This window comes from Polaribacter sp. BM10, from assembly GCF_002005425.1.
GTDB lineage: Bacteria > Bacteroidota > Bacteroidia > Flavobacteriales > Flavobacteriaceae > Polaribacter > Polaribacter marinaquae.
Genome location: NZ_CP019704.1, coordinates 1,761,167 through 1,774,708, shown reverse-complemented (window position 1 = coordinate 1,774,708; position 13,542 = coordinate 1,761,167). Strand labels below are relative to the sequence as shown.

The window sequence follows — 13,542 nt, the reverse complement described above, 5'->3', positions numbered from 1 at the left end:
TATGCTAAAAATAAGCAAATTATTAAACAACTTTGTGCCTGCGTATTTTTCCGAAGGAAAAATTTAGCAGCAATAAAGTTTATACAGTGTTGTGTGTAGTTTTTATTTCAAATTCTGTTGATTTAAATTCATTTTCCAAAAATTCATATTCACAATGAAAAATTACATTCTCTCCAGAATTTTTATAGCAACTCTCAGAGAAGATTGGATTTATTAATATCTTATTTTCTTTCACGAATATAAAATTTTTCGGCTTGTTTGTTCGGTCTTTTATAATGTCAAAAGATATTTTTATTGTTCCGTTTTCATTATAGATTTTTTTATTAAAAACTTTACCAATTCCAATAGAGTCAGTTAGTTTTTTTTCGGCAATATTATATTCATAAGTTTTTCCTTTGTCTTTTGTTATATAACTTGAAACAAGAAATTTATAATCATAATATTCAATTAATTGTTGACTTTTATATATTCTTGATTCACAAATTGGATGTAATATAGTTTCTGAGTTTTCAAATTTTCTGGAACTGTTTGTTGCAATAAACTTACTTTCATAATATTCTTTTTCAGAACAGTAATTTGTGAAATAAAAATGAACTTTGTCATTGTGACTTATTTCTAATTCCTTTATAAATTTATTGTTTTTAAAAAAATAAAATCTTGATTTATTTATATTTAAATCACTCGTTTCAAAATCTAAATTTAATTCGCATTTGATTTCGTCTTTTAGAACTGGAACACTTTCATTTGCTGAAATATATTTAAAAAAATCCCAATCGAATTCAGTTAATTCCTTAAAATCTAAATATTGTTTTTCTTTTGACTCAATAAATTTCTTTCCATTTTCCTCAATTTTAGATAATAATTTTTTCTCAAATTTGATTGATTCGATATTTGAATTCTTGCAAGAAAACAAAGAGGTCATTATCAATAAAATTCCAATTATTCTTTTCAATTCGAGAGTTTTTTTTAATTACACACAACGTGATTGTATATGGTTTGTTGCGTGGTTTAAGCACCTAATTTAGCAAATAAAAACCGAATAGAAAATCCGCGAGGATTTTCGTAAGTAGGCTAGAACTAGCAATAAATTATATACGGTGTTGGCAACAGTATTTTTTCTTTTTATGGTAACAGCAGAAATCTTATTCCGCTCCAATGGTTTCTATAATTCTCTTCAAAACTCAAAAGTTCATTTGAATTTGGCAATTTATTATTTTCCGCATATTCATTAAATTCAGATTCCGTTTTGAATTCAGTGATTTCGTCTGTTTTCAAGTCCAACACAAAATATGTGTTCTCAAAGTCATAAAACCAACTTTTTAGATTCCCACATAATTTGTCATTCGTAACTTTAAATTGTGTCGTTTCTATATCAATTCCGTCGCTGGTTTTTTGTCCTTTCAAATATCCGTATTCAGTCCAATTTGTATTTTCAATCGTTTCCCAATGTCCGATTGGAATCATTGGTCCATCTCCAAGTCCGTGATTTCCCCAATATGTAAACGAGAAAATAAAAAGTCCAATTGAGATTAAGAAACCAAAAGAAAACCAATATTTTTTCTTTTCCGCTTTTACTCTTTTTATAAATTCAGTCGATTTAAATTTTCCAATAATTAATAAAATTCCGATTAAAATAAAAGAATAAATCGATGCAAGAATTCCTATTTTAATTAACTGAAATATGAAGTGAAAAAGTACTTCCATTGATTTGGGTTATATTGTTGCCAACGGTCTCGTATAACCGTCAGTTACGGATAAATATACATGAACTTTTCGGATTAAACACCAACTTTAGCAATTTCGAGTGGATTCGGACGTAGTCGAATCCGCCGTAATTGCGGTTATACATTGTTGGCAAATCGTTTTTATAATTCAATTCGATATTCAGTTTTAACTTTTTCACTCAGTTTTACTGGTTTTTTTTCAGAGTTTATACTTTCAACAACTTTATATCTTATAATACTCATTTTAATACTGGTGTATCCATTATAATATTTTTTTGAAATAGATTCATTTTCAACTGTTATCTTGTCTCCAACTTTATACTTTTTTCTTTTTTCTCGAAATTCTTTAAGTTTTTTATTTTTGTTTAAAGTTGCAAATACATCTTCGTCAGTAATTTTATAACCATAATCTTTTATTTCCTGTAAAACTTTTAGATATAAGGATTTTCTTTCTGTAGTTAGGTATACCATATTTTCGTCAAAAATCTTGTTTATAAAGATTGAACTTTTCTGGTTTTCCTTACTCTTAAAGTAAAAAGACTTTTGACTTAAGAGACCTTCATATTTTCCTTTTGAGTTTATCTTTTTATTTAATTCCCAATTTTTCAGAACTAAAAAGTCCTCAATCTTTCCAAAGCTTTGATTTTTAAATTCTATTAAATTATTTAGACTGATATTTTGTCCGTAAATGTTCAGACTTAGAAAAGCTATTAATATTAATGTAAGTTTTTTCATTTTTCAAATGTTTGCCAACGTGTTTATATATGGTTTGTTGCGTGAATTTAGCAATTAATTTAGTAAATAATTACAGACCAAGAAAATCCGTGAGGATTTTCGTAAGTAGGCTAGAACTAGCAATAAATTATATATGGTGTTGTAGCACGTTTTTTATCGTTCTATTTTTATAATTCCATTCGGATTCCTCTTTGTGAGTTCCGAAATTAGTTTAGTTTCTCCTCCGATAGTTGAAAAAGCTAAATCATAGTCAGTATTTACAACCCAATTTTTATCTTTCGGGTAAATCAAACTTGGTGTTAATCTTAAATTTTCTTTTTCAAATAGTTTCGGAAGTGTGCTTATTTTTCCACTATAAACCAAATCCTTTTCCCAACTTTTCGTAGCAAGAAAAGTATAAAAGAGTTCAATTTCTTGATTTCCATATATTTCGTTTACAACTTCTACTAAACTAATTAAATGTTCTTTATCCATTAATCCTTCTCCAGGATATAATTCATTGTTTAATTGCTTATCGTAAGGATGAGTATGTTCAATACTTTCCATAATTGCTTTGTTTAAGTCAAATTCTCGTTTTTTTCGCTCGTGAAAATCTATCCAAGTAACACGAGAGAAATCGTCTTCAGGGTATTCTTCGTTAGATAATTCTCTAATTATAATTTTTTCTTTTGGAATTCTATTATTTATCCAAAACGAATGCAAAGCAATTGCATATTCTTGAAAATTATTTGGCAACGTCAGTCTCAAAAAGTATTCCGCTGGATTTTGTTTCCTCAATTCTATCTCAACATCGTTTTTATTCCCAACAATTGTTGCGTAAGGTTTAATCCATTTTTCTATGTCTTTTTCTATCAGTTCCAAAGTTTCTCTTAAATGCGCTACAACGTGTTTGTGTTATGGAAAGTTGCGTTTTTATCAACGGCAGATTTTCCGCAGGAAAATCAAAGTTTATAAAAATGCAACAAACTTTAGTTTAAGCTAAAATTAAGCAATTTTTTATACACGGTGTTGCCAAATAGCTGTTTTTTATTTTTTATAATTTCGTGCTATTCATTTTTCCATTTTACAGAATTCAACATTTGAGTGAGTTTTCCGCTAATTTTTAATTCAGAGTTTGAGTAAATTCCGCAATTCTGATTTTTCATATTTTACTCAATTCCGCAAACTTGCTAAATTCAGATTTCGAGTAAGAATTCCGGATTTTTGTTTTTAGAGTTTGAGTAATAAAATTCTCTTTTTTAAATTTCTAAATTTTCCCAATTTTACAAATTTTCACGAGCGAGAGAGTGTTCCACATTCTAGCATTTTTATATTTTTTCCTTAAAATTTAGAACTTTAAATCACAAATTCCTTTTTTCAGATATTGAGTGTGAACAGTTTTTGGCAACGTATTACAGATATGCTTAGTAAATTTTACGAATAAATAAACCAAAAATTATGATAAACACATTAGAAGAATTGTTACAAGACTATGCAAGGTATAGTTATATGGAAGGAACTATTGACGAAAATACATCTATGCACTTAATAGAAGATGCACAAAACTACCTTAAAGCACTTGGTAAGGAAAATTTATTAAGTATATGTGGTGTTGTGAGTACGTCTAAATGCGAACACGAGCCAAGATATTACGATACTAAATACACAAGTTGTAAGAAATGTAATAAAGTTTTACAAATAAAGCCTTAGCATTTATATTACTTACAACGCATTTGTGTATTGAATTTTGCGTTTCTAAACACTAAAGTACACAAATAAATACTTACTTAGAAAAAAACGGAAAAGTTTCGTAAATCTGCTATAAGTAGCAATTTTTAATACACGTTGTTAGATAGAGCAGTGCCGCCAAAAGTAAAAGTAAATCAATTACTTATCTTAAAACACTTGTTTCTTTTTTTCGTTAAAAATCGAAGCAGAATGCAATTGAACTAATTTGCCAAATATTTACTTAAAATACAGTTTTCAAGCAAAAATGGACTAAGTTTTTTTAGCATTTAGATTTAGAAAAAAAGGTGGATAAGCAATTAACTTTTTTTGGATTAGATTGAATCAGAACGCAAACGAATATTTTCCAAATAAACTACCAACACTTCACTTATAAACAACTCAAAAAAAAAACGGATAAAAAGTTTCGCTTTTGATCAAGCGATTACCAATTCAGTTTCTGGTTTCAATTCGCTATTAAATATTCAGAATCTTTTGATGCGTTTAAATCCCAAAAAAAGAACTTTATTTCTAATATTTAGCAAGTATTTTGATTGTCGAGGTTGAGGTAATTCAGCAATTAAAATGCACTAAACTTCGTTTGGCACTGTTTTCTCTAACGCATTTGTGTATTGAATTTTGCGTTTTTAAAACACTAAAGTACACAAATAAATACTCACTTAGAAAAAAAGGTAAAGTTTTCGTAAACAAGCTATAGGTAGCAATTTTTAATACACGTTGTTAGATAGAGCAGTGCCGCTAAAAGTAAAAGTTGATCACTTACTTACCTTAAAATACATGTTTCTTTTTTTCGTTAAAAATCGAAGCAGAATGCAATTGAACTAAGTATCTAAATATTTACTTAAAATACAATTTATTTGCAAAAATTGACTAAGTTTCTTAGCATTTAGATTTAGGAAAAAAGGTGGATAAGTGATTAGTTTTTTTTGGATTAGATTGAATCAGAACGCAAACAAATATTTTCCAAATAAAGCACTAACATTTTACTTATAAACAACTCAAAAAAAAAATCGATGAAAAATTTTGTTTCAAAAAATCAATTCGACTTCTAGTTTCTGGTTTCAATTATTTGTTTAAAAAAGCAGAAGCATTTGATGCGTTTAAATCCCAAAAAAAGGACTTTATATCTAATATTCAACAAGAAATTTTTTAGTTGAGGTTGAGGTAATTCAGCTTTAAAAATGCACTAAACTTCGTTTGGCACTGTTTTCTCTAACGTTGTTGTATAAGTTTTCGTTGTGTGGTTTGGCAACGAGTTAATAAATAATTACAAACCAAGAAAATCCGTGAGGATTTTCGCAAGTAAGCAAAAAATAAGCAATGAAATTTATACGGTGTTGCCCGCCGTTTTTTATTCAGATTATGGTTTTTCATTCCGCCAATTTTAAAGTGAATGATTTTAAATAGTATTGATATGATTAATTTATTAGAATTTTACACAGAATTAGGTTTTAATATTTGTAACAGAGAACCTAAATTTTTCACAGGTAACATTACCAATAAAGAAGGAATAACTTTATCAGTTATTCATACTGGAGAAACGCATAGATTAAATTGCGAAAAAAACGGAATGTTCTGCCAAATAATACCAAATTCAACAATAGAATTTACAGATGTGGATTTAGTAAAAACAATTCTTTCCATTAGTATCTTCTTGAAAGGTAATTTTCCTAATATTTTTCAGCAAATTCTTTTATTGAATACTGAGAAAGTTGAATAATTTTAATAGCATGTTCGTCAGTTAAATTTTGTTTCATTTTGCTATAAGGAATTTCATGATATTTTTTCGAAATAAGTTGAGCTTTTAAAAGGTTTTGATAGCAATCAGAATCAATGTCAATTCTCTTAACTATTCCAATAGCTTCTGAAACTAATTCATTTAATTCAAATACTGAATATTCTGTAAATTCTCTTTTATTATTCATTCTAAAATAGATGTCTAATAATTGTTCTTTTTCGGATTTATTCATTTTTCAGGTTTGAGTGAGTAATGGCTGGCAACGTTGTTGTATAAGTTTTCGTTGCGTGGTTTGGCAACGAGTTAATAAATAATTACAGACCAAGAAAATCCGCGAGGATTTTCGCAAGTAAGCAATTTACAGCAATGAAATTTATACGGTGTTGTAAAAAGTTTTTTTTCAAATTATTAATTTTAAAATCAAATATTATGTCCAAAAATTCAACAATTTTTATTGCGGAACAATTAATTCAACAAATTGATGAAGAAAGCACACAATGTTCAATGTGGTTAATTTCTTCTATAAATAGGTTCTTAAAACAAAATCCAAATATGTCTCTTTTAGAATTTAAAAGAATTATTTCAGATTTAATTCCAGACACAAATAATTCATTCAATGAAATTATGGAAACCAAAGGTCTTAAAACAATAAACTAGGGTCTTTATATTTGTAAAAACCAAATCCTTGTTCATTTAGAATTTCTTTATGTCTATCATCTGGCGACACAATTATAAAAATAGTGTGTCTATCATTCTCCCACTGATAAGATTGGTAAGCTCTCATTTGTCTAATTAATTCACCTAAACTCGGTATTTGTGTTTTTACTTCTATAAAAACAGTTTTTGTATAATCCTCATATTCTTCTGAATCATAAAAAATAAATTTACCTTGAATACGAACCATAAGATCTATATAACCGACAATGCTTTTGTAATTCCCATTTACATACATTACTTGATGTTCCCATTTGTTAGCAACAATCTTGTAAGGATGAGGATTGTTTTTCATAATAAGTTCGTCTACAACTTTTTCAATATTGTTGTAAGTCCAAGTCTGAATTATATCGTGTTTAGAATCTTTCTTATCTTTTTCAGAAAAACCCAGTTTTTCAAGATGAGTTTTGGCTTTTATTCTTCCCATATTTATTTTATTTTTAGAGTATGAGTGAGCAATTTTTTACAACGTTGTTGTGTATGATTAGTGGCGTGTTTAAGCGCCTAATTTAGTAAATAAAAACCGAATAGAAAATCCGCGAGGATTTTCGTAAGTAGGCGAGAACTAGCCATTAATTATACACGTTGTTAGCCCACGTTTTTTATTTCAGTTACTAATTTATCAATTTCGATTAATTTTTCTGCTATCTCAATCGTTTTTTCTTTTTTTAAATCTCCTTTTTCAAATAGGTTTTCTCGGTCTATTTTTTCTGCTTTAATTAATGTTGAGATTATTATGTCTTTAAATTTCTCATTTGTAAATGTTGAAAGTTTATTGAATTTCCTTTCAAGACTTTCTTTTAATGAGTTTTGAAACTTAATTTTTTCTAGTTTATTATTAAACTTAATTATCATTGGAACGTGGTCACTTTGAGAAATCCAATTATCATAATTTTCTATGGTGAGTTGATAATTATTTTCTGTAAAATGCTTTGAAGCAAAACAATAATCTATATGATAAGGCTTTTCTTTTTTGCGATACATAAAAAAAGTATGATTTAATTCTTTTCCGTGTTCGCAATTATTTTTCTCGTGATATAAACTATGAATTCCATTTTCTTTTAATTTTTCGACAACGTGAGTGTGATTTCCAACACGTTCTTTTTCATCCCAAATTTGATTGCTATTAAAATCTCCGATTAAAATTGTATTGTAATTGAATAAGTCCGAATAATAATTTATTGCAAGCCAAATTTGTCCAATGTAACGTGCTAAAGGGTTTTTCTTATTATCCATTGCCCAAATTGCAAAAAGTATAAATGATTCTTTTTCGTTATATACTTTTAATGGAATTATATATCTGAATTTGGGATTAAATTCTTTTAAGAGTTCAAATTTGTAGTTTGAATATGAAAAAATTGCAATTCCTTTATTGGGATTATCTCCATACCAAAAAAAGTCATTTGGTTTTTTTGTTAATTTTCCAAATTTTAACTTTTCTTCATTTTCGCATTCTGGAACAATTAAAATATCTGGATTTAGTTTTAAAATCTGGTCGTTTTTATTTCTAAATGCTCCTTGGCAATTCCATTCTATTATTTTCATTCACAGATTTTTTCTCAAATGTGGGCTAACGTGATTGTATATGGTTTGTTGCGTGGTTTAAGCACCTAATTTAGCAAATAAAAACCGAATAGAAAATCCGCGAGGATTTTCGTAAGTAGGCTAGAACTAGCAATAAATTATATACGGTGTTGGCAACAGTATTTTTTCTTTTTATGGTAACAGCAGAAATCTTATTCCGCTCCAATGGTTTCTATAATTCTCTTCAAAACTCAAAAGTTCATTTGAATTTGGCAATTTATTATTTTCCGCATATTCATTAAATTCAGATTCCGTTTTGAATTCAGTGATTTCGTCTGTTTTCAAGTCCAACACAAAATATGTGTTCTCAAAGTCATAAAACCAACTTTTTAGATTCCCACATAATTTGTCATTCGTAACTTTAAATTGTGTCGTTTCTATATCAATTCCGTCGCTGGTTTTTTGTCCTTTCAAATATCCGTATTCAGTCCAATTTGTATTTTCAATCGTTTCCCAATGTCCGATTGGAATCATTGGTCCATCTCCAAGTCCGTGATTTCCCCAATATGTAAACGAGAAAATAAAAAGTCCAATTGAGATTAAGAAACCAAAAGAAAACCAATATTTTTTCTTTTCCGCTTTTACTCTTTTTATAAATTCAGTCGATTTAAATTTTCCAATAATTAATAAAATTCCGATTAAAATAAAAGAATAAATCGATGCAAGAATTCCTATTTTAATTAACTGAAATATGAAGTGAAAAAGTACTTCCATTGATTTGGGTTATATTGTTGCCAACGCATTTGTGTATTGAATTTTGCGTTTCTAAACACTAAAGTACACAAATAAATACTTACTTAGAAAAAAACGGAAAAGTTTCGTAAATCTGCTATAAGTAGCAATTTTTAATACACGTTGTTAGATAGAGCAGTGCCGCCAAAAGTAAAAGTAAATCAATTACTTATCTTAAAACACTTGTTTCTTTTTTTCGTTAAAAATCGAAGCAGAATGCAATTGAACTAATTTGCCAAATATTTACTTAAAATACAGTTTTCAAGCAAAAATGGACTAAGTTTTTTTAGCATTTAGATTTAGAAAAAAAGGTGGATAAGCAATTAACTTTTTTTGGATTAGATTGAATCAGAACGCAAACGAATATTTTCCAAATAAACTACCAACACTTCACTTATAAACAACTCAAAAAAAAAACGGATAAAAAGTTTCGCTTTTGATCAAGCGATTACCAATTCAGTTTCTGGTTTCAATTCGCTATTAAATATTCAGAATCTTTTGATGCGTTTAAATCCCAAAAAAAGAACTTTATTTCTAATATTTAGCAAGTATTTTGATTGTCGAGGTTGAGGTAATTCAGCAATTAAAATGCACTAAACTTCGTTTGGCACTGTTTTCTCTAACGCATTTGTGTATTGAATTTTGCGTTTTTAAAACACTAAAGTACACAAATAAATACTCACTTAGAAAAAAAGGTAAAGTTTTCGTAAACAAGCTATAGGTAGCAATTTTTAATACACGTTGTTAGATAGAGCAGTGCCGCTAAAAGTAAAAGTTGATCACTTACTTACCTTAAAATACATGTTTCTTTTTTTCGTTAAAAATCGAAGCAGAATGCAATTGAACTAAGTATCTAAATATTTACTTAAAATACAATTTATTTGCAAAAATTGACTAAGTTTCTTAGCATTTAGATTTAGGAAAAAAGGTGGATAAGTGATTAGTTTTTTTTGGATTAGATTGAATCAGAACGCAAACAAATATTTTCCAAATAAAGCACTAACATTTTACTTATAAACAACTCAAAAAAAAAATCGATGAAAAATTTTGTTTCAAAAAATCAATTCGACTTCTAGTTTCTGGTTTCAATTATTTGTTTAAAAAAGCAGAAGCATTTGATGCGTTTAAATCCCAAAAAAAGGACTTTATATCTAATATTCAACAAGAAATTTTTTAGTTGAGGTTGAGGTAATTCAGCTTTAAAAATGCACTAAACTTCGTTTGGCACTGTTTTCTCTAACGTTGTGGTATAAGATTAGTTGCGTGGTTTTAGCACCTAATTTAGCAAATACAAACCGAATAGAAAATCCGCGAGGATTTTCGTAAGTAAGTTCGCACTAGCAATTAATTTTATACGGTGTTACCTACAGTATTATTCATTTATCCAATTAGTTATTTTTTCAACCAAATCTTTTTCTGAATTTGCAATCTCATTTGGTTTTATTGAATTTGAAATCTTAATGCCAAGATAATTTTTCCAAAATCCTGTTGTTAAGTGAAGGTAATCTCCACTTTTCATTTTAATACTTGTATTGTTTGAAGGGTAACCAAATGTTTTTGTACCAAAAAATTTCACATTAGAATTACTCATAAGTGCAATTGCTGTTGCTTCTGCTGAACTAGCTGTCCATTCGTTAATTAATACAGCAACTTTGATTTCTGGGTTTTTTAAAGAATAATCGAAAGGCTTTCCTAAATATTTTTTTGTTTTATTTCTTTTTCCATAAAAAATTTCACCATTCATTTTTCTCCAATTAGTTTCTTTTTTCCCTTTAACTGTGTAACCTATATTTCCTTCCTTTAAAAAAGGAGTCAGTGAAACTATCATTGGCCACATACTTCCACCGCCATTATTTCGTAAGTCAATAATCCAACATTTCAATTTTTCACTATCATTAGACTTAATATTTTTAATATTCTTATTTATATAAAATTTAGATTTTTCAATTGTTTCTTTGAGACTTACTTTTGATGAAACAAAGTGGTTTATTTTAATAAAACCTGTATTTTCAATTTTGATATCATTTATTTTCTTTCTTTCTCCAAGAAAAGATTTTGACTCAAAATTTCCATAGATTTTTGTTTTATTATCTATTCTGTAATAAAAAGAGTGACTTTCTCCATTTAAGGTCAATGCTGTTTTAATCGCTGAATTTCTAGAAACAAGAGCTTTTGTTAATACTTTTTTTTCAAAATATTCCCAGTCAATTGAATCTTTATTTATTGATTTAGATTTAAAATGCTTAATAAGTTCTTTATAATATTTTAATTCACCTTTTCCTAGCTTTTTTTCTTGCGAAAAAGCACCAGTAATAATAAAAAATGTTAGTATGAAAATCGTTTTTCTCATATTGTAGGTAACGCATTTGTGTATTGAATTTTGCGTTTTTAAAACACTAAAGTACACAAATAAATACTCACTTAGAAAAAAAGGTAAAGTTTTCGTAAACAAGCTATAGGTAGCAATTTTTAATACACGTTGTTAGATAGAGCAGTGCCGCTAAAAGTAAAAGTTGATCACTTACTTACCTTAAAATACATGTTTCTTTTTTTCGTTAAAAATCGAAGCAGAATGCAATTGAACTAAGTATCTAAATATTTACTTAAAATACAATTTATTTGCAAAAATTGACTAAGTTTCTTAGCATTTAGATTTAGGAAAAAAGGTGGATAAGTGATTAGTTTTTTTTGGATTAGATTGAATCAGAACGCAAACAAATATTTTCCAAATAAAGCACTAACATTTTACTTATAAACAACTCAAAAAAAAAATCGATGAAAAATTTTGTTTCAAAAAATCAATTCGACTTCTAGTTTCTGGTTTCAATTATTTGTTTAAAAAAGCAGAAGCATTTGATGCGTTTAAATCCCAAAAAAAGGACTTTATATCTAATATTCAACAAGAAATTTTTTAGTTGAGGTTGAGGTAATTCAGCTTTAAAAATGCACTAAACTTCGTTTGGCACTGTTTTCTCTAACGTGTTTGTATAAGCTTTGTTGCGTGGTTAAGCAGTAAAGTTACTAAATAATAACTAACAAAGAAAGTTCGCGAGAACTTTCGCAAGTAAGCCAATAAAAAGCAATAAAGTTTATACGTTGTTGTAGGTAGTTTTTTATTTTTCATTCAGTTTGTCAAAATATTTTTCCCTATGAAATTTATTCAAATCTCTCTCAATTGTATCTTTTTTTGAATTCAAAATATAATATTCAAAATCAGATTCACCTTTTTTGAATAAAGAATCTCCAACATTCAGTTTTTCGTGTATAAAATAAGGAACTTCTTTTTCAAATTTATTGTCTATTAAAATAGGTCTCATTCTCCCTTTCATTCTATTCAACAAAAGATTCGTTACTTTTCCAGAATATGATTCGTTTCTTATTTTTAGATATTCTTTTTCAAGGTAACTTTCAGAATTATTTTGAATAACGACAACTATAATTAGAAAGATAAGGATTGGAATAAAAACAAAAGCAAGACTTTTCCTTATTGTTCTGTCTTGTTTTTTTAATTCATTTTTGTTTTCAAGATTCATTTAATTAATAAGTTCTTTTCAGGTTATTTAATAAATTTATTAATTAACATTCCCATTACTAAACCGAAAATAATAATTATTCCAAATCCAACTAATGTAGAAATAAAATCATATTTGTAAGTTCCGATTCCAATTCCGATTAATATAAATATAAAAAATGGAATGTTTTTTTTATTCTTAAAATATTCTTTCACTTACGATTTTTAAATTACCTACAACGTTGTTGTATATGGTTTGTTGCGTGGATAAACACTTAATTTAGCAAGTATAAACCGAATAGAAAATCCGCGAGGATTTTCGTAAGTAGGCTAGAACTAGCAATAAATTATATACGGTGTTACCCACAGTATTTATTATTCGCTTTTCATTCTGATTTGAGATATTACTTCGTTCAATTCAACGAACAGATTTGAAAATTCCGATTTTCCAGATTCAAGTTCATTCAAACTTTTAGAAATGCTATAAATTCCGTTTTCAGTCAGAAAATTGAAGTTAGTCATTCCGCTTTCAGGTAATTCTGCTTTTTCAATTTTGGTCGCTTTCTCGATATATTTTTGTCCGTTTTCCACATATTTTTTCACAACTTTCTGAACGCTTTCGTGTTGTCCAGCACCAATAAATCCTCCACCTGTACTCAAATAAAGACTTGTGTCTCCAGTTGAGAAAGTCACAACAGTTGCAGTTGCTCCATTCATATCCATTTCAGAAACTATTCCATAAACATCATTTTTATCAATTCCACTTAAACCCAATTGTTCAGAGGTAGCCGAAAAAGCCATATTTCGCATATCAGTATAAGGATTTTGTTCCGTTTGTTTTTCAGTCGAATTTTGTTCTGCTGTTTTAGTTTTTCCTTTATTCGCAGATTTCATAAATAATGTAATTCCGATTATTAGAATTACTGTAATTATAATGTATGTCATAGGTTTCTTCATATTGTGGGTAACGTTGTTGTGTAAGAAAAGTTGTGTGGTTTAAGCACTAAAGTTAGTAAATAAATTACAGATAGAAAGTCCGTGAGGACTTTCGTAAATAGACTTTTACCAACAATTTTTTT

At 27.8% G+C, this 13,542-nt stretch carries 13 protein-coding genes; 2 read left to right on the top strand and 11 right to left on the bottom strand.

Features of this window, described 5'->3' with window-relative positions; genetic code table 11:
• Positions 1–79: 79 nt before the first annotated feature.
• From BXQ17_RS07950 to BXQ17_RS07935, 4 genes are all read right to left on the bottom strand, one after another.
• Positions 80–952 (bottom strand): hypothetical protein, encoded by an 873-nt coding sequence (locus tag BXQ17_RS07950; protein ID WP_149025882.1) that lies wholly within the window; start codon positions 950–952, stop codon positions 80–82.
• Positions 953–1,122: 170 nt separating this feature from the next.
• On the bottom strand, positions 1,123–1,704 hold the full coding sequence (locus BXQ17_RS07945) for a hypothetical protein (RefSeq protein ID WP_077810096.1): 582 nt from the start codon (positions 1,702–1,704) through the stop codon (positions 1,123–1,125).
• Positions 1,705–1,865: 161 nt separating this feature from the next.
• On the bottom strand, positions 1,866–2,459 hold the full coding sequence (locus BXQ17_RS07940) for a hypothetical protein (protein ID WP_077810104.1): 594 nt from the start codon (positions 2,457–2,459) through the stop codon (positions 1,866–1,868).
• 153 nt (positions 2,460–2,612) lie between these two features.
• Positions 2,613–3,320 carry a hypothetical protein gene (locus tag BXQ17_RS07935; RefSeq protein ID WP_077810103.1) on the bottom strand — a complete coding sequence of 236 codons (708 nt, stop codon included), beginning with the start codon at positions 3,318–3,320 and terminating at the stop codon, positions 2,613–2,615.
• Positions 3,321–3,896: 576 nt separating this feature from the next.
• On the opposite strand from BXQ17_RS07935, the gene BXQ17_RS07930 reads away from it, so the two are divergent.
• Positions 3,897–4,148, top strand: coding sequence for a hypothetical protein (locus BXQ17_RS07930; RefSeq protein WP_077810102.1), 252 nt, complete (start codon positions 3,897–3,899; stop codon positions 4,146–4,148).
• Positions 4,149–5,854: 1,706 nt separating this feature from the next.
• On the opposite strand, the gene BXQ17_RS07920 is transcribed toward BXQ17_RS07930, so the two are convergent.
• Positions 5,855–6,154 carry a hypothetical protein gene (locus BXQ17_RS07920; protein ID WP_077810100.1) on the bottom strand — a complete coding sequence of 100 codons (300 nt, stop codon included), beginning with the start codon at positions 6,152–6,154 and terminating at the stop codon, positions 5,855–5,857.
• 197 nt (positions 6,155–6,351) lie between these two features.
• Here BXQ17_RS07920 and BXQ17_RS07915 point away from each other — a divergent pair, with 197 nt between their 5' ends.
• Positions 6,352–6,579, top strand: a complete 228-nt coding sequence (locus BXQ17_RS07915; RefSeq protein ID WP_077810099.1) for a hypothetical protein — start codon at positions 6,352–6,354, stop codon at positions 6,577–6,579.
• Here the strand turns inward: BXQ17_RS07915 and BXQ17_RS07910 are convergent.
• The 6 genes from BXQ17_RS07910 to BXQ17_RS07885 form a co-directional block, all read right to left on the bottom strand.
• Positions 6,563–7,063 carry a hypothetical protein gene (locus tag BXQ17_RS07910; protein WP_077810098.1) on the bottom strand — a complete coding sequence of 167 codons (501 nt, stop codon included), beginning with the start codon at positions 7,061–7,063 and terminating at the stop codon, positions 6,563–6,565. The genes BXQ17_RS07915 and BXQ17_RS07910 overlap by 17 nt on opposite strands.
• Positions 7,064–7,224: 161 nt before the next feature.
• Positions 7,225–8,181, bottom strand: a complete 957-nt coding sequence (locus BXQ17_RS07905) for an endonuclease/exonuclease/phosphatase family protein (protein WP_077810097.1) — start codon at positions 8,179–8,181, stop codon at positions 7,225–7,227.
• Between the two features lie 171 nt (positions 8,182–8,352).
• Complete coding sequence (locus tag BXQ17_RS07900; protein ID WP_077810096.1) at positions 8,353–8,934, bottom strand: hypothetical protein; 582 nt, start codon at positions 8,932–8,934, stop codon at positions 8,353–8,355.
• 1,390 nt (positions 8,935–10,324) lie between these two features.
• Positions 10,325–11,302: a S41 family peptidase gene (locus BXQ17_RS07895; RefSeq protein WP_077810095.1), complete on the bottom strand. Its 978-nt coding sequence runs from the start codon at positions 11,300–11,302 to the stop codon at positions 10,325–10,327.
• 763 nt (positions 11,303–12,065) lie between these two features.
• Complete coding sequence (locus BXQ17_RS07890) at positions 12,066–12,485, bottom strand: hypothetical protein (protein ID WP_077810094.1); 420 nt, start codon at positions 12,483–12,485, stop codon at positions 12,066–12,068.
• Positions 12,486–12,838: 353 nt separating this feature from the next.
• Positions 12,839–13,357, bottom strand: a complete 519-nt coding sequence (locus tag BXQ17_RS07885; RefSeq protein ID WP_149025881.1) for a hypothetical protein — start codon at positions 13,355–13,357, stop codon at positions 12,839–12,841.
• Positions 13,358–13,542: the final 185 nt, after the last annotated feature.